Source organism: Nostoc sp., assembly GCF_036917315.1.
In the GTDB taxonomy this organism is placed as follows: domain Bacteria; phylum Cyanobacteriota; class Cyanobacteriia; order Cyanobacteriales; family Nostocaceae; genus Nostoc.
Window position 1 is genome coordinate 1 of sequence record NZ_JBALDR010000018.1, and the last position, 17753, is coordinate 17753.

The window sequence follows — 17753 nt, forward strand, 5'->3', positions numbered from 1 at the left end:
CAGAGGAGTCAACGGATTTATCCTTGAGGATGTCAGCGATGTCTTTGACGTAGGGTTTGGCTGCCTCCCCCAGATTTCCCAATGCCGATGCTGCACCGGAACGAACAGAGGAGTCAACGGATTTATCCTTGAGGAAGTCGAGGATGTCTTTGACGTAGGGTTTGGCTGCCTCCCCCAGATTTCCCAATGCCGATGCTGCATAGTAACGAACAGAGGAGTCAACGGTTTTATCCTTGAGGATTTTGAAAACTTTCTGAGCAATATCCTCTGGTTTCTGAACCACCGATTTTAAATTTTTTAGATCATATTCATTGAATTTTTCAAAAGCGAGTTTCTTTACTCCGTCATATCCATCATCAAAGGCAGCTACGATACCGTTAATCTGCCACGCTTGCGGTGTAGGCTTCGGCTGTTCTTTCGCGCTTACCCAAGGCAGGGCGAGGAAGAGAATCAACAGCAGGGTAAAGGGAAAAAGGAAAAAGGGCGACGATCGCTTTTTAATTATGTGCAGATGCATTAGTATAATTCGTAATTTCTTTAGTAATAAAGGCTGTTTCTGCCCTTTCCTTGGTAGGGAAAGAGAAGGGAGTTAGGTTTTTTACTAGTAAATCAGGAACCGCTACAGTTATCTTTTTACCGTCTGATAACTCAACCTAGCCAGAAATGGAATATTAATGTAATTATTACAGGAATTTAAAAAGATACGCTCAGAGTATAATGAGCTTCCTTGAGCGATGGTGCGAGCGTCATAGCCCGTCGTAGACATCGCCTACTCAAACCACTGCACGAGATAATAACAATACCTCGTTCAATTGTTAGCGATCGCAAATGTCTTTTGATAACCTTTGCAAACTCCTGTCCGAAAAACATCCTGCTACTTTTGCCAGTTGGGTATTAGGAACACCGCAAACTTCCGTCACAGTCCTCAAAACCGAATTGAGCATCGAACCAATTCGCGCTGATTATGTCACATTTTTACAGCTAGAAGGACGCATTCTCCATCTGGAATTTCAAACCAAACTAGAATCTACGCCACCCCTACCCCTGCGGATGCTAGATTATTGGGTACGCTTGTATCGTTTGTATCGTCTACCAATAACGCAAGTTGTCGTATTATTGCTTCCCCCCGCAGCAGAAACAGTAATTGAAACTGTCTTCTGTGTCGAAACTACCCGTCATGAATATCGCGTGATTCGCTTATGGGAAGAAAATCCAGAACTATTCCTCAATGACCCAGCTTTGTTACCATTAGCACCACTGACCGCAACCACGCAACCTCAAGGATTGTTGCAACAAGTTGTGAGAAAAGTTAGTCAACTTGAGCCAAGACAACGACCAGAAATTTCCGCGTATACCCAAATCTTAGCGGGGTTAAAATACAATCAAGACTTGATTCGACAATTATTTCGGGAGGGTATGATGCGCGAGTCAGTGATTTATCAAGAAATTCTAAGAGAAGGGGAACAACTAGGAGAACAACGAGGAGAACTAAGAGGACGAAAAGCAGAAGGGCAATTGCTGATTCTCCGTCTGCTGACTCGACGTGTGGGAGAATTACCTCAAGATATGCTAGACCGGATTGAAACTCTATCCTTAGAACAATTAGAAAATCTCGGTGAAGCATTATTGGATTTTCAGGCGATCGCGGATTTAGAAATCTGGTTTAGTACATTTGAGTAGCAACTAATTAAATCTAGTTTCTATGTCGCTCGTCAAAATCAAGATTTGATTCGACAATTATTTCGGGAGGGTATGATGCGCGAGTCAGTGATTTATCAAGAAATTCTCGGTGAAGGCAAACAACGAGAACGAGCGCTGATTCTCCGTCAACTTACTCGACGGGTGGGAGAATTACCCCAAGAGGTGCTACGACCGGATTGAAACTCTCTCTTTAGAACAATTAGAAAATCTCGGTGAAGCATTGTTGGATTTTCAGGCGATGCCTACGGCGGTAAACTACGCGGATTTAGAAACCTGGTTTGGTACATTAGACATAGGAGTGAAAATGACGTAGATACAATTTATGAATTATGCCTACCAAGGATTTCGGGCAACGCATAATTAATTTCACTCCTATGTCTATTAGATGAATTTTTCCATTTGAGCCAATGTCTGATGGCACTAGGGGGAAAAATAGTTTCAGAAGGACGAAAGCGAGTTGAGCTTGTCAGATTGCCACATTAGAGTTCAATTAACTTGAATCCCCAAGGTTTCAAAGCTGCTAAAGCTATTTCTTCACTTACACCCTCATAAGCCTCCCATTCCAAGGGGTGTTCTTTGGGATGTCCGTCGCCGACATTACCTGCAACTTTAATTATCGGACAGTTGGCGATGCGATCGCGCTCCAACCCTCTGGGAATTGCTAGTTCGATTTTGTGCCCGATAAACTTCGCTGTACTGTCATTCGCTACAGATTCACGGATTAAACAAATATCACCAGCAGTCCCCCAAGTCGTTTGGTAAATGTGGAGGAATGATATATAAGTTGCAGGTTTGATGGATCTTTTTAGAACGTGCATTATCTGTAATCCTTACACTAGGAGTCAAAAATCATAAATCATACAAGTATTTTCTATCACGTTCGTAGGGAAGAATGTTCTTAAATCACATTTTGCACCTAGCCCAGGCGATTAAAAACCGCCTGGTGGAAGATGTAAAGCTTAAAATACGATAATCGCCCACATACTAACTCCCAAAGCGATCGCTGCGAGGTGTTGCCAAAGCAGCGATAGTTTCGCTAAACCCTTTGGTGTACCCACTGATTGCTTGGCAATTTTTTGCGTTAATAACATAGTCATCAACACGGAGAAAATTATCGTTGTACCTTGCAAAAAGGCAATCACAGCGGGGTGAGCAACTAATATTGGCAATTGTTCACCACTCAAACCAAGAGTCGCAAAGGTAACAGGTAAAATCCGCCCGCCTTCGCCTAAGCCCAAACGTAGATAGTGAGCCAAATTACCTCCCAACACTAATGGTAGGTAGCCGTAGGCAAGTTCTACAAAGGAGCGAGGCTTACGGTTAAAATTGAACACTTGGATTAAACCATAAGCCCCCAAGGTAAGAGCTGCTGGAATAATTAACACTAGCAGCGATAATCCCAAATGCTGCCAAAAATCAGTTAAATCAAGTTGCAGCCCTAACCAAGATTGCAACTCTGGTAAGCGATGCAAATATATCCCACCCAATAGCAAAAACAATAATGCTACTTCATAAGTGCGGGGTACATGAGTTGTCCACAGTTCAATTCCAGGGGGACGCAAGTTGAACTCAACGGAACGATGAGGACAAGCTTTTAGGCAAGTCATGCACAGTACGCAATCTCGGTTATCTTCTAGTTGGGCTGGGTGTGAGTATAAAGGACATCCATTGGTTTCTAGCCCTTCGCCTTTTTGCGGCCCGCCTTTATAACACTGATACGTGGTGCAACTGGCAGAACATATCCCTTGCTGTGCCCGGAGTTCCGTCATTGAGAGTTTGGCAAATAAACCATTCATTCCGCCGATGGGGCAGAGATAGCGACACCAAAACCGCCGCTCAAAAAGAGCCGAGAAAATCATCGCCCCAGCAGTAATTAACAGCAACAAACAAGCGCTGAGGTAGGCTGTATTTTCTAAATGCCAGAGTTCTTCCCATAAGAAAATTAGGGTAAATAAACCAAAGAGGAACCATCCGCCCCATTTCTCACCTTGTTCTCTCGGCCAGCGTTTGAGTTTTCGAGGCCACAGCCATAAAGAGAGCTTTTGGGTGATTTCTCCATAAATCATGAAGGGACAAACAGAACACCAGATACGTCCCAAAAAGGGAAAGAGAAATAAGAAGAAAGGCCACCACCAAGCCCAAAATAGATTTAAGACGAAATTGCGATCGCGCGTTTGCGGCCCAATGAATAATATTGCCACAACGATCGCAAAAGCCGTTGCAGTAAAACCATAATTAATCCGATCCGGCCACCAGTCACTACGTAAAAACCGCCTTAAAGAAGGATAGGCATTTAACAGATTCACCCGAAATCGTTTTTTCTTAGTTTCGGCTGGCCAGAAAATTTCTTCTGTTAATTCATTCGCACCCTCAGCTTGCACGATCGCTCTTTCTACCAGATTTTTCAATTCTTTGAGGTTGCCAGGAAAATCATAAGACTGGAGGCGACGCAAAGCTTCTGGGGTAATATGCGGTTTAGAAACGCCTCTAGAGCGAGTGTAAAGACTGGTATAATATTCGACTTGTGTCTGAATATCAGCTTTTCGCACCCGTAGCGGTGGTACTTTAATAATGTGACCAACAGAACGTTCAACTGTCGGCTGAGTTTTTTCTGAAACAATCAGAATTCTGGCTTTAGTGGGACGAGCTTCGGCTACTGGATCTCCAGAACGACTGACGGGTGTATATGTAGCAGTTTTGAGCAACTGCGTCACGGCAGGTAATAATTCTTCGGGCAATTCTTGGATGTTGTTGAAAACTAGAGTACCTTCCCCCAACCATTCCAACAGTCCGGGTTTGCCGCCAGCACGACCAAATAAATCTGCGCCGCTAGTTTGGAGAATACCACAATTGACTTTAATAATTGGTTCTCGCCGTTTGGGAGAACCAAAGTGGATCAGGGCTGCTATATTGTCTTTTTCTAACCCTGGTTCTCCGAAAATATCCACAGATTTGCGATCGGCAGCCGCTTCTCGAATTTGCTCCCGCAGCCGCACAGCATAGCGACTTGTACCGACAATTCCCCGTTGCGCTTTGGTAACTAAATATGGGCGCAAGGCAATAGAACGTTCTTGTTCATAGCCAAGTGCAGATGTTACCTGAGCTAATTCTTGAGCCAATTGACGCGAAAAAGCCTGAGCAATTTCGGGGTATTGAGTGACTAATTCCCGAAATTTAGCAGCAGGTACAACCCACAAGTGACATTCAGTTACTGTCGTAATTGTGAATGGAGTTGATTCATCCAACAGCAATTCTTTGAGTTCAATCACTGCACCGGGAAGGAATCCACAAGCTAAAGCTGGGTTGCTTTGATTGGTGGTATTGCTTTCGAGTTGACCTTCTACAAGAATATAAAGGGCTTCTGGAGAATTGCCTTCACTAACTAAGTCAGTTTCGGCACTCACTACTTGTTCTTCAATTACTTGAGCGATCGCATTTAATACTTCAGGTGAGAGAATTCCTAAACTCGTGCGTTCTTGTAGCCATGTAACCGTTTCTGGAGATGTCATATTTAGTTCTCCCTGTAGGCTGCTGTATAACAAGAATTATCCCTGAAAGGGTATGTCAAAATATCTATATTCAGTGGTTGTGCATTAATACATAATGTGCAATAGACTTCTTGTCTAATATTATGTCCGGGTAATTAGTTATGATTTGCATAATCACCAAACAGAAATCGGTCTCGAAGGCATTAGCTCGCATACTTTTTTCAGTTGTCCAACTGCTTTCTCAATCGGACTGTCCCAACTGGTGATTCGCTCATGCCTCAAAGGTAGTGCCCAACTTCCAGAATCTTCTGGAATCCAAGCTATCGTACTGTATCCTTGTCCAATCGTAATTGGTTTATTTCCTGCGATCGCATCCAACCACCAAAAAAAACCCGTGCTACGCGGGGGTGCTACGGGGTCAAATTGCTGAAAGTATTGATAGAGGCTGCTTTTAGCTTACAACTATTGGCGGTGACACCCGGTGGTCGCCCGTTGTCTCTTTGTCCACTTTTTTACAAAATCCCACTACTACCCCCTACATTTGTTATATTTGGGACAGCATTTCAAATTAAACCTTCCTGTAGTACTGACTACTCTTCTTCCTCCGTTGCTAGGAACATTTACCCGTTGATCGCTACCGTTAGCTATATCAACTTTTATAGTAACTGTATAAGGACAGCGATTAGTTAGAACAGCTCCATTATTAACATAATCTGCTTGAACACATGGTGGCAATGGGAGTCGATCCGCTACTGAACAATTATCAGCTAAAGCAGGTAATGCGCTAAATGTCAAAAAGAAAAATACTAAAGGTGTTGAGAAACGTTTTGAAAAATTCATAACATCTTTCTCTATTCTAGAACTTACGCGTTGACAAATTTTTGATTGTGTGGCAGTTATCACAGCAGACATAAATCACCTTAATAAAGTCGGGGTTTTGTATTAGCGAGGACATAAGCCTTGCTTCTACTTCTTATATCGGGGTAATGAAATCAATTTATGCATACTGCGGAAAATGAACGTGGATTGTAGATAGAGTCAAGCATTTTGCCGTCGCAGTACAATTGATCCGCAAATACAGACAATGTTTCCACGCGATCAAATGTCAAATCGTTGTAAGCTGTGGATCGCAGGGTCTACAGTCTAGCGATGAAAATAAATCGGCACGGACGCGCCAAAGTTCTAACGCAGTCAGAGATACAGCTAATCTTCAGTCATGGCTTAGAGACTGCGGCGGACTACGCCTACGCGCTTTGTTCGGTGTCTGTCTGTTTAGTGCCTGTAGAATCCGTGAATGCTGGATAACGATATATCGCTTGCCCAAGTAGACTCTACCTACTTAAGTCCACTAAATAACGAATGGGCAAACAAAGCGGCTTGAGTGCGATCGCGTAAACTCAATCGACTCAGAATATTGGTAACATAATTCTTAACAGTGTTTTCTGAAAGAAACAGCGATTCGGCAATTTCTCGGTTATTAGCTCCACGAGCAATTAACCGCAATACATCTAATTCTCTGGCTGTGAGTTGCGCCAATTCTGGAGGAGTTTGCACAGACGGGGCAGGCGCGGCAATCGGCGTGAGCGCTTTCTCAAACAATCCCGGGCCGAGTAGAGTTTGTCCCTTGTAGACGGATCGAATTGCCAACATTAGTTCATCTGGTTCGGTGTCCTTGAGCAAATAGCCCTTTGCACCCAGCCGCATTGCCTGGAAAACATACTCATCATCATCGAAGGTGGTGAGGACGAGAACTTTAATGTCAGGATATTGTTGAGCGATCGCTTTTGTGGTGGCGACTCCATCCATTACGGGCATCCGAATATCCATTAGTACAATATCGGGTTGCAGTGCGGCAATCTGTTCGAGTGCCCGTTGCCCATTCTCCGCCTCACCAATTACCTGCATCTCTGCATTCGACTCAAGCATACTCTTAAGTCCCTGGCGAATAAGATGCTGATCGTCAACTAATAAAATCCGAATCATAAGCTAAAACACCAACAGCTTTGAGAGTGGCAAAGAAACAGAAATACAGCAACCTGTTCCTAATTGACTGTGGAGATTTAACTGGCCGCCCAGTGCAACCGACCGTTCTCGCATCCCTTGTAATCCAAACCCGGTTGTATTTTGAGTGGGGTTAAAACCTTTTCCATTATCTTCGATTGACAGATGAATCATCCCAGCGTGAGCCAGAAGTTTAACGGTGACACTCGTCGCCTCGGCGTGTTTGCAAATATTTGTCAGCGATTCTTGCACAATGCGGTAAAGAGCTGTGTTTACTTCTGTTGGTAAAGTGTGCGGGAGATCGATTTTACAGGATGGTTCAATACCTGTGGTTTGCTGAAAATCTATCAACAGCTTTTCAATGGATGATTTGAGAGATTGCCCTTGCAAAGGATTTGAGCGCAAAACAGAAAGCGATCGCCGAATTTCTAGCAGCGCTTCAGCCCCTAGTTCTTTTGCCTGTTTGAGAAATGTCAATGCTTTGTCATTATTTGATTGCCAAAACAACAGAGTATTATTAATCTGAATAGTTTGGGCGGCGAGAGTGTGTCCCAACCCATCATGAATTTCGCGGGCAATTCGGTTGCGTTCCTGCAAGGTTGCCTGATCTTCAATCCGTATCGCGTACTGGCACAGCTGTTGATTAGTAATTTCTAATTGCTGATGGGCAATTTCTAACTGCTCTCGACTTTGGCGTTCTGCAAGCAGGGCATTAATTAATAATAAAGCGAATACTAACGTTAAGCTAAACAATAATATATTACTTAATCGCCAATCCCAGGACATGGCGATCAGCTTCTCTCGCATAAAATTCTCAGGTTCAATCGGTCTTAACAAAAGCAGTGTTGCATGAGAGAGCAGAGATAAACCCAAGACAACCAACTGTCCCGATCGCTTAAATATCAGACAACTCCGCATCACCAGTACCAGACACAGCAGCAAAACGGAGCGAGGGGATAAGCTATGTTGAGTCGCTGGTAGCCAAATTAAACCTAATTCTAAAGCTGTATAAAGTAATTTTCTTTCCAGCTTTACCATTGGTAGTCTCAAGCCCATCAAGCTGAAGATGGCGATCGCCAGAACTCGTAGCAGCAACGACCAAGACAAATCAAACGGCAGCAGCACTTCCATGAACGCTGCCGTGGCTAATAACAGCCACTCTAGGTAAAGCAACAGACGAAAAGATGGGTAGGTCAAGCTAACCATAGAACTGTTCCAAATCAATGGCCTTTCTAACAAAACCATAGGTATTTTCACAATTTTAGAGGTAAATAGGTGAAGAAAACAGGATGCTAAGAGATGGGCGCTGTTGAGATGAAACTCTCTTTTCTATATAACGAATCTGTCTCTACTATCGATAGAGCCGTTCTGACTAATTAATTATTTCTAAATTAGGAAAAAAGTCACAATAACTTGAGTACTTTTTTACTGGTGAGGTTAGGAATTCTAGCTCATGTGCAAACTCATTCCAACTTCTAAGATTAGCTGGTGTGAGTAAAGCAGCAACTTTTTTAACATCTTCTAAGAGGATGTTTTAAAAGTCCTTTCGTCGGTAGCAAAACATTATCGATCCCCCCAACCCCCCTTAAAAAGGGGGGCTTTAATTCCGGTTCCCCCCTTTTTAAGGGGGGTTAGGGGGGATCTGAAAGTGTCTAAAGTCACAGTGAAATACTTTTCAAACATCTTCTAAACAGTCATAAACCGAAATTGAGTCAGAACAGTTCTATTACACACAACAAAAACCAGAGAAGTAAATGATTAAAAAACAGATAATTTTACCAACCCTGCTACTTGCAACTATCTTGATTGGAGGAATGACAGGTTGCAGCAGTTCTAAATCTCCAGATGTGTCTCAAGGTAATGATTCTGGCACAAAGGTATCTGATACTTCTACGACGAACTCTCCGGCATCGAATACGTCAGAACGCGCTCAAAAGCGTGAAGAAATTCGCAAGCAAGTTGAGGCAGTTCTGACCCCAGATCAGGTAAAGGAATTGTCAACGAAATTACAAAAAGGCGAAAAAATGCGTAAAGCAGTGTTGAGCCTAAATCTTACTGCTGAACAAAAGACTAAAATTCAGGATATTTTTAAGACTGCCTATCCCCACCGTAAAGGAAAATCTCAAGATAATTCCTAGTAGTTTTATCAAAACAGAATTCAGGAGTAATTATCTGTTACTGGGGTATTCAGACTTTCATTGATTAGATTCTGAATTCTGGATTTATTCTTCAATAATTAAAGTATGTTTAAACAAAAATTGCTCGTCAAGATAGAACTGGCTGTTATAGCCACAATCTTTGTAGGAACTAGTCTATACACTTCCAAAGCTCTCGGTAAACCACAACCTAGCTCTCAAAAACTGGTGGATGAGGTGTGGCAAATCCTAGATAAAAACTATGTTGATGTCAGCTTTAACCATCAAGATTGGCAAGCAATTCGCCAGCAGTATATTAGCCGTTCCTATAGTTCCAAGAAACAGGCTTATGGAGCGATTGCAGAAATGGTAGCTAAATTAGGCGATCGCTACACCGAGTTTTTCGATCCGCAAGAATTTAAAGCCCTAAATAACGATATTTCTGGCAACCTCAGTGGCGTAGGGCTGGAACTGGCACAGAACGAAAAAACTAAAGCCTTAACCGTTGTCGCCCCAATTCAAGGAACCCCTGCTTTTAAAGCGGGTATTTTGCCGGACGATGTAATTGTCCAAATTAACGGTCAAAAAACTCAGGGGATGAAAATTGACGATGCCGTGAAGCGGATTCTCGGCCCCGTCGGAACTAAGGTAGTACTCACGATTCAACGGGGTAGCCAGTCGGAAACTTTCAAACTTACCCGCGCCAATATTGCGATCCATCCTGTAACTTACAACACGCAAACAACAGCAGCAGGCAAGATTGGTTACATCCGTTTGCCAGAGTTTACGCAAACTGCGCCCGCCCAGATGCATCGGGCAATTGAAGCATTAGAAAAACAACAGGTACAGGGCTACGTTTTAGATTTGCGTTCCGATCCGGGTGGACTGCTGGATGCGAGTTTGCAAATTGCCAGTATGTGGTTGAAGCAAGGAGCGATCGTGTCTTTGGTAAATCGAGACCAAGTGAAAGAAAGCTACGATGCATCGGGACATCCTCTCACCGATAAACCCTTAGTAATACTGGTTGATAAGGGATCTGCTAGCGCCAGCGAAATTCTTTCGGGAGCGCTGCAAGACGACAATCGCGCCACCTTAGTAGGAACTCGCACTTTCGGTAAAGGTTTAGTTCAAGCCGTAGAGCCACTAGAGGATGGTTCGGGGCTGAAACTAACGATCGCTAAATACTATACACCGAAAGGTCGAGATATCAATCATGTCGGCATTGCCCCAGATATTAACGTGGCATTAACCGAGACACAACAGAAAACCTTAGTGCAAAACCAAACCTTGGGAACATTAGCCGATCCTCAGTATGCTAGCGCCATTGCTGACCTGAGCAGATTAATTCAGTCTGGGGGCAATCATGTGAGTTTACAGCGTGGGAAATGAAGCAGGCAGAGGGGTGGTCACTTCGACTACGCTCAGTGACCACCTCGCTCGTGGACTCGCTCTAAGCGTTGGCGTTCGCGTTAGCGTCTCTGAAAGAGAAGCCTCTGGTAGAGAAGGCTTTACGCTGCGCTATCTGCCTCTTGCCTTACTTTAACAAGCTAGGAACCATATCTTTCTATCATGTCAACCCGCAAAGCCCAACGACTTCAAATTTGTGAACCAGTCCCAGGTTTGCAAATCTTAGTTCAACTCAGCAACACTCCTTTAGTGCGGACAATCATAGCTATTGTTACCCACCATCAGCTAGCGATCGTCGGGCTGGTATTTGTTGCCACCTTGGTTTTTGCTATGCGGGAAAACGCCCCTTGGCTGACAGTACCTAAACAGGTAGCGATTGAATTCTTTTCTGCTGTATCCCAATCCCTAGCTGCGTTATTGGGTGTGTTAATTGTTTTTCTCACCTTTACTAGTCAGTTGATCGCTCAAAGAAGATATGAGGACTACTATACACTTCAGATTCAGATTGACCAACTGATTCGTCTAACTCAGTCTCTTCCCCCCGAACTCAGTAATTTTGATCGAACTCTGATCGCACTGATTAACTATTTAGTTCCCTTACATTTAAAGGATTTCCCAATCTGGTCAACTAGCTCTCAGGTTTTACCTTGGGACAAGCTTTTAGATAATTTCAAGCATGAACAGGAATTGACGCAAGTACAGCAACAATACTCCTTAGCTACACATCTGCATCAACAACAAATTTTACTTGCGATCAATAATATGGAAGAAATCCTGGAAAGATTTTCTATACTTTACAATCGCATCCTAGAAATGAGTCGTTTCATTCTCGCAATTGTCAAGTTGTCATTTCTTCTAGGAGTTTCGCTTGTATTTTTGCTGTTATTTGGCATTATCGATTTGCAAAGGAAATTTCCCGATCTCAGCCTACCTGTAATTGTTTCATTAGCAATTTGGGTATTGATTGCTCTTTTGGAACTAGTACTTGATACCTGGTTTTTTTATAAAAGCCTTTATGGTTCATCGAGTCACTATCTGCACTTTTTCCCCAATAAAAAATACCCCAGTTAATAGGTAGAGGCTAACTCAATATGAGTAACTTAACATCATTTCTAGATACTAAAGCTATTCACACAAGCAAAGCATCTCAATTTACAACTGATACAGTACGTGCTTATCTTCAAGAAATTGGGCGGATACCTCTATTAACGCAGGAGCAAGAAATTTTTTTTGCCCAACAAGTTCAGCAGATGATGAAAATACTTGCTGAATCCGAAAAACTGACTGTTGAATTAAATCGTAGCCCCACATTGTCAGAATGGGCTGACCAGATGCAGTTAAGCGAACAGGAACTACTTCAAAAGCTAAATCAAGGGAAAAAAGCCAAGCAGAAAATGATGGCGTCTAATCTCCGGCTCGTGGTGTCAATTGCCAAGCAATATCAGAGACGGAATTTAGAACTGATGGACTTAATTCAAGAAGGTACTTTGGGTTTGGAAAGAGGGATTGAAAAATTCAATCCGGCTTTAGGATACAGATTTTCAACCTACGTTTACTGGTGGATTCGTCAAGGAATTACCAGAGCGATCGCTCAACAAGGACGCGCAATTAGATTACCGATTCACATCAATGAGAAGTTAAACAAAATTAAGCGCGTTCAGCGAGAGTTATCTCAAAAACTGGGTCGCGTTCCTACCACTACGGAAATTGCTCATGCACTTTCTTTGGAGCCTAGTCAGATTCGGGAATATCTAACTTTAGCTCGTCAAACTATCTCTCTCGATATTCGAGTTGGCTCAGAGAAAGATGTAAAGTTAGAAGATTTAATAGAAGATTACAGATATTCGGAGAATGGCTATACCACTGAGCAATCTCTCAATCAGGAACTTGAAGAATTATTGTCAAGTTTATCTAGACAACAACAAGAAATCTTAAATTTACACTTTGGTTTAACAGATGGAAATGAACTTTCTCTAGAACAGATTGGTCAGCGCATGGGTATTAGTCGGGAACGAGTTAGACAGATAGAAAAACAAGCTCTCCACATTCTATATCGGCAGTTAAGAAGTAATAAATAAATGCAGTCAAAAAACTATTCATTAAAATTATAAGATGTTTTAAATATGATTAACTAAAAAATATTTAAAAATCTTATTTGTTTTATTTGAAATCAACAAAATCATCATTATTTGACAAGGCACATCGAGCAAACTCGAAAAAACTAATTATTTAGATGTGCCGCCTCAAATGAAATTGGTATTAGCGGGAGTTGAGGTGGTAAAGGATTTCACGGTTTTTAATTAACTAAAATGCATTGGAGGTTCTGATGAACCATGAAATTTCTAACGATTTGACTGAGAACAGCATAGAACCGGAGCTACCGCGATCGCCAAAAAAGAAAAAGATTAGCTTGGTAATTTTGGGCGTGCTGTTGCTGGCTGGGTTGGGTTTTTTTGGTATCCATGCAGGTGCAGCCAAGTCAGACAAAGCTGAAAAATCTGGGCGTAATCGGCAGCAAATGACACCTGTAACTGTGGCAATGGTGACACAAAAAACGGTTCCGATACAACTACAGGCGATCGGTAATGTGCAAGCGGGGTCTACGGTAGCGATTACGCCCCAAGCTAGTGGGCGGATTATTGGAGTTTATTTCAAGAAAGGTCAAGAGGTGAAAAAGGGACAACTTTTGTTTACCCTGGATGACCGATCGCAAGCTGCTGCAATCCAGCAAGCTCAAGGAACTGTAGCGAAAGACCAAGCCTCGGTACAACAAGCCAGAGACGGATTAACTAGAGATTTGGGTCAGGTAGACCAAGCTAGAGCCACTTTAGTCAAAGATCAAGCTTTGGTGCGACAAGCCCAAGCGAATTTAGCCAAGGATCAAGCACAAGCAGAATTTGCTCAGGGACAGAGCGATCGCTATACTTCGTTATATAAGAAGGGCGCGATTAGTTTAGATCAAGCACAGCAATACGTTTCTAATAGCAAATCGGCTACAGCAACACTTCAGGCAGATCGAGAAGCGATCGCTAATGCTGAAGCAGTTTTGAAAAGCGATCGCGTGGCGCTGACTAATGCTGGTGCAGTTGTCCAAGGCGATCGAGCTGCGATCGCTAATGCTCAAGCCGTTGTCACTTCCGACCAAGGAGCATTAGACAATACCAAAGTGCAACTATCTTACGCCAAAATTTATGCGCCGATTGATGGTCGCGCTGGCAATATTCTCGTGACTCAGGGGAATGTGGTACAAGCCAACAGCACGACTCCACTTGTTACCATCACCCAAATTCGCCCGATTCAAGTTGCTTTTTCCATTCCTGAAACAAATCTGCCCCAGGTACAAAAGTATATGCAGAATGGCAAGCTGAAGGTAGATGTGACGTTCCCCGATAATCCATCTCGTTCCATACCAGGTACTTTGACGTTTGTCAATAATACGGTTGATAACACCACGGGAACAATTCAACTGATTGGCGACTTTGACAACACTCAGGGACATTTGTTTCCCGGTCAATTTGTTAACGCAACGCTGACGCTGACTGAACAACCAAATGCAACTGTTGTTCCTTCCCAAGCCGTGCAGAATGGCCCCGATGGGCAGTTTGTTTTTGTAGTTAAGCCAGACATGACGGTAGAAAACGTTCCAGTTACAGTTAGCAGCACGATTCAGGGGCTAGATGTAATTCAGAAAGGGCCGCAACCAGGCGATAAAATTGTCACCGATGGTCAAGCGAATCTCGTTTCGGGTAGCAAAATCCGCATCAAAACAGCCGGTAATGACTCAAATGCAGGTGGAAATTCTTCGAGAAGAGGAAGGGCAGGGGGCAGGGAGCAGGGGGGAGAATCCTCGAAGTCAGGTGGAGGTGAATCATGAACCTTTCAGAACCATTTATCCGTCGCCCGATCATGACGACTCTGGTGATGGCAGCGATTTTGATCTTCGGTTTCATGAGTTATCGCTTGCTGCCCATCAGCGATTTACCAAGTGTAGATTATCCCACAATTCAGGTAAGTGCTTCCCGACCGGGAGCCAGCCCGGAAACAATGGCAGCATCGGTTGCCCGTCCCTTAGAGAAGCAATTTTCCAGTATTGCTGGACTTGATTCGCTTAACTCAACTAGCACTCTGGGACAGACTCAAATTACCCTGCAATTTAATCTGAGTCGGAACATTGATGATGCGGCGCAGGATGTGCAAGCCGCGATATCGGGAGCATCGGGGCAAATTGCGACGGATTTACCTAATCCTCCTACCTACAGCAAAGTTAACCCCGCAGACCAACCGATTCTTTACCTTTACTTAGACTCTCCCACACTGCCGCTTTCCCAGGTAGACAATTATGCCGAGACTTATCTGGCACAAAAGCTATCTACAATCAATGGGGTAGCACAGGTAGCTGTCTACGGTTCCCAAAAGTATGCGGCTCGAATTCAACTAGATCCGCAGCAATTGGCAGCACGGCAAATTGGGCTAGATCGGGTGGCGACGGCGATTCAACAAGGTAACGTCAATTTGCCTACCGGCAGTCTTTCGGGAAATCACAAGAATTTTACAGTCCAAACTAACGGACAACTTGAGGATGCGGCTGCTTATCGCCAGTTGATTGTCTCTTATAAAGATGGAATGCCCATCTATCTCAATCAACTGGGTAGGATTGTTGACAGTGTAGAAAATGACAAGGTAGCAAGCTGGTACAACAATACTCGCGCCATTATTCTCACGATTCAAAGACAGCCCGGAACCAATACGGTAGAAGTCGTAGACACGATTAAGAAATTGCTCCCGAATTTGCGAGAACAGATTCCAGCATCCGTGGAAATTGGTATTCTCTATGATGCGTCTCAATCAATTCGAGATTCAGTAGATGATGTCAGATTTACCTTGATTCTGACGATCGCTCTAGTTATCTTAGTAATTTTCATCTTTTTACGGAACCTCTCGGCGACGGTAATTCCCAGTTTGGCATTACCCGTTTCGCTGATTGGTACTTTTGCAGTGATGTATTTGCTGCATTACTCACTAGATAACCTGTCACTGATGGCATTGACCCTTTCAGTGGGTTTCGTAGTGGATGATGCGATCGTCATGCTAGAAAATATCGTCCGTCACATGGAAATGGGGGAACGTCCGTTAGAAGCGGCGTTGAATGGGTCGAGAGAAATTGGTTTTACAATTCTATCGATGACACTTTCCTTAGTTGCAGTGTTCATCCCCATGTTGTTCATGAGTGAAGTGCTGGGACGATTATTTCATGAATTTGCTGTAACGATCGCAGTGGCAATTCTCGTTTCTGGTTTTGTGTCTTTGACTTTGACTCCGATGTTGTGCAGCCGTTTTCTGCGTCCTGTGGATCATGCTAATCAAAGTCGGTTATACCAAGCTTCCGAATATGTCTTCGATCGCTTCCTCGGTTTGTACGATTGGAGTCTCAAAAAAGTCTTAAAATATCACCGCACCACAATGATTTTATCTGCCTTTCTATTGGCAGTAACAGTTGGGTTGTTGGTGATAGTTCCCAAAGGCTTTATTCCTAGCGAAGATACCGGACAAATTACAGGTATTACCCAAGCAGCCGAGGATGCATCCTTTGATAATCTTGTCCAGCATCAGCAGACAGTTGCTAACCTGATCCGCCAAGATCCAAATGTAGATGCAGTCAACTCCAATATTGGCGCGGGAGCGAGTGCTAATGGCAGTGGGGCAGCAGTTGCAGCCAATTCTGGTAGTTTGTTTATTCGGTTAAAACCGCGATCGCAGCGCCAACTAGGAGCCGACGAAATCGTGCAAAATTTACGAACCAAACTTGCCACAGTTCCAGGCATCCAAGTATTCTTACAAAATCCTCCAGCAATACCCATTGGCGCTCAACAAAGCACTGGACTTTATCAGGTTGCACTTCAGAGTTCTGATGTCAAGCCCTTGCAGGAATATGTTCCCCAACTTGTTCTCAAGATGAAGAACTTGCCAGAACTCCAGGATGTCAACAGCGATTTACAATTTGCTTCCCAGATTCAAATTGACATTGACCGCGATAAAGCCTCAACTTATGGGATTACCGCCGAGCAAATCGAAAATACCCTCAGAAGTGCTTACGGTTCGTATCAAGTGTCAACCATCTATGCAGCGACCAATGAGTATCAGGTGATTTTGGAATTAGCACCGCAATATCAGCAGGATATTAATGCTCTGTTGACCTTATACATTAACTCCAGCACAGGAGTGGCAGTTCCTCTGAAGACATTCGCCAAACTATCTCAGGGAATCAGCCCGTTAATGGTCAATCATAACGGTAGGATGAACGCCGCCACCATTTCCTTTAACCTCGCCCCCGGTGCGTCCTTGGGAAATGCCAACCAAAAAATTGAAGAACTGATCGATCGGGTGATTCCTAAGAGCATTAGCACCAGCTTTCAGGGCGCAAGCCAGGTATTTCAAAGTTCACTGCCGAGTTTGGGTTTATTGTTAGCGATCGCCATCTTAGTAATTTATCTAATCCTGGGTATTCTCTATGAGGATTTCATTCACCCAATTACAATTCTTTCCGGTTTGCCTTCAGCAGGTTTTGGGGCATTATTAACGCTGATAATATTCCATGTCGAACTGAATGTTTACTCCTTCATCGGCATAATTCTCTTGGTGGGCATCGTTAAGAAAAACGGGATCATGATGGTGGATTTTGCCATCGAAGCCCAGCGAAATGAATTGAAAAAACCGTCTGAGGCAATTTATCAAGCCTGCTTAGTGCGCTTCCGCCCAATTATGATGACGACAATGGCAGCATTAATGGGAACCTTGCCTATTGCGATCGGATTTGGGGCTGGTTCAGAATCCCGCCGTCCTTTAGGGATTGCAGTTGTGGGCGGACTGGTGTTTTCTCAGATATTGACTTTGTATTTAACACCCGTCTTCTATATATACATGGAATCGTGGCGGAAGAAGCTTAATCAAGTTAAGTTCCGGCGGGTATTTTCATTTTCAGATGAGCGATCGTGATGTTCAATAATCTGAAAACCAATACCAA

General features: G+C 43.5%; 16 protein-coding genes and 1 pseudogene. 11 read left to right on the forward strand and 6 right to left on the reverse strand.

Annotated features, from left to right (window positions below; genetic code table 11):
* Window positions 1–517, reverse strand: a 517-nt coding sequence (locus V7K84_RS10165) for a HEAT repeat domain-containing protein (RefSeq protein WP_334837780.1), incomplete at its 3' end; no start/stop codon positions are given.
* A 311-nt stretch (window positions 518–828) separates the two neighbouring features.
* Between V7K84_RS10165 and V7K84_RS10170 the strand changes: the two genes are divergently transcribed.
* Entirely contained in the window at window positions 829–1680 is an 852-nt protein-coding gene (locus V7K84_RS10170) for an Rpn family recombination-promoting nuclease/putative transposase (RefSeq protein WP_334837782.1), read from the forward strand.
* 30 nt (window positions 1681–1710) lie between these two features.
* Window positions 1711–2014, forward strand: a pseudogene (locus tag V7K84_RS10175) (DUF4351 domain-containing protein); the annotation flags it as partial.
* 166 nt (window positions 2015–2180) lie between these two features.
* On the opposite strand, the gene V7K84_RS10180 reads toward V7K84_RS10175, so the two are convergent.
* The gene (locus V7K84_RS10180; RefSeq protein WP_099103867.1) at window positions 2181–2519 is read right to left on the reverse strand and encodes a hypothetical protein; all 339 of its coding nucleotides are present in this window, start codon (window positions 2517–2519) and stop codon (window positions 2181–2183) included.
* A gap of 141 nt (window positions 2520–2660) precedes the next feature.
* Window positions 2661–5210, reverse strand: a complete 2550-nt coding sequence (locus tag V7K84_RS10185; protein WP_334837783.1) for a cyclic nucleotide-binding domain-containing protein — start codon at window positions 5208–5210, stop codon at window positions 2661–2663.
* 145 nt (window positions 5211–5355) lie between these two features.
* Here V7K84_RS10185 and V7K84_RS10190 point away from each other — a divergent pair, with 145 nt between their 5' ends.
* Window positions 5356–5619, forward strand: a complete 264-nt coding sequence (locus tag V7K84_RS10190) for a hypothetical protein (RefSeq protein ID WP_334837785.1) — start codon at window positions 5356–5358, stop codon at window positions 5617–5619.
* Between the two features lie 98 nt (window positions 5620–5717).
* Here the strand turns inward: V7K84_RS10190 and V7K84_RS10195 are convergent, their stop codons facing one another.
* A complete protein-coding gene (locus V7K84_RS10195; RefSeq protein ID WP_334837787.1) occupies window positions 5718–6101 on the reverse strand; it encodes a hypothetical protein in 384 nt (127 codons plus the stop codon).
* Between the two features lie 237 nt (window positions 6102–6338).
* Here V7K84_RS10195 and V7K84_RS10200 point away from each other — a divergent pair, with 237 nt between their 5' ends.
* Entirely contained in the window at window positions 6339–6494 is a 156-nt protein-coding gene (locus tag V7K84_RS10200) for a hypothetical protein (protein ID WP_334837789.1), read from the forward strand.
* Window positions 6495–6524: 30 nt separating this feature from the next.
* Here the strand turns inward: V7K84_RS10200 and V7K84_RS10205 are convergent, their stop codons facing one another.
* Together V7K84_RS10205 and V7K84_RS10210 are read right to left on the reverse strand one after the other, a co-directional pair.
* Window positions 6525–7172: a response regulator transcription factor gene (locus V7K84_RS10205; RefSeq protein WP_334837790.1), complete on the reverse strand. Its 648-nt coding sequence runs from the start codon at window positions 7170–7172 to the stop codon at window positions 6525–6527.
* Window positions 7173–7175: 3 nt separating this feature from the next.
* Window positions 7176–8396, reverse strand: a complete 1221-nt coding sequence (locus V7K84_RS10210; RefSeq protein ID WP_334837791.1) for a sensor histidine kinase — start codon at window positions 8394–8396, stop codon at window positions 7176–7178.
* A 548-nt stretch (window positions 8397–8944) separates the two neighbouring features.
* Between V7K84_RS10210 and V7K84_RS10215 the strand changes: the two genes are divergently transcribed.
* The 7 genes from V7K84_RS10215 (at window position 8945) to V7K84_RS10245 (ending at window position 17725) form a co-directional block, all read left to right on the forward strand.
* Window positions 8945–9328, forward strand: coding sequence for a hypothetical protein (locus V7K84_RS10215; RefSeq protein ID WP_334837793.1), 384 nt, complete (start codon window positions 8945–8947; stop codon window positions 9326–9328).
* A gap of 105 nt (window positions 9329–9433) precedes the next feature.
* On the forward strand, window positions 9434–10714 hold the full coding sequence (locus V7K84_RS10220) for a S41 family peptidase (RefSeq protein WP_334837794.1): 1281 nt from the start codon (window positions 9434–9436) through the stop codon (window positions 10712–10714).
* Window positions 10715–10727: 13 nt separating this feature from the next.
* A complete protein-coding gene (locus tag V7K84_RS10225) occupies window positions 10728–10868 on the forward strand; it encodes a hypothetical protein (RefSeq protein WP_334837796.1) in 141 nt (46 codons plus the stop codon).
* Between the two features lie 26 nt (window positions 10869–10894).
* Window positions 10895–11803 carry a hypothetical protein gene (locus tag V7K84_RS10230; RefSeq protein WP_334837798.1) on the forward strand — a complete coding sequence of 303 codons (909 nt, stop codon included), beginning with the start codon at window positions 10895–10897 and terminating at the stop codon, window positions 11801–11803.
* Window positions 11804–11823: 20 nt separating this feature from the next.
* A complete protein-coding gene (locus V7K84_RS10235; protein WP_334837799.1) occupies window positions 11824–12810 on the forward strand; it encodes an RNA polymerase sigma factor, RpoD/SigA family in 987 nt (328 codons plus the stop codon).
* A 248-nt stretch (window positions 12811–13058) separates the two neighbouring features.
* Window positions 13059–14606 (forward strand): efflux RND transporter periplasmic adaptor subunit, encoded by a 1548-nt coding sequence (locus V7K84_RS10240; protein ID WP_334837800.1) that lies wholly within the window; start codon window positions 13059–13061, stop codon window positions 14604–14606.
* The gene (locus tag V7K84_RS10245; RefSeq protein WP_334837801.1) at window positions 14603–17725 is read left to right on the forward strand and encodes an efflux RND transporter permease subunit; all 3123 of its coding nucleotides are present in this window, start codon (window positions 14603–14605) and stop codon (window positions 17723–17725) included. Before V7K84_RS10240 ends, V7K84_RS10245 begins: the two co-directional genes overlap by 4 nt.
* Window positions 17726–17753: the final 28 nt, after the last annotated feature.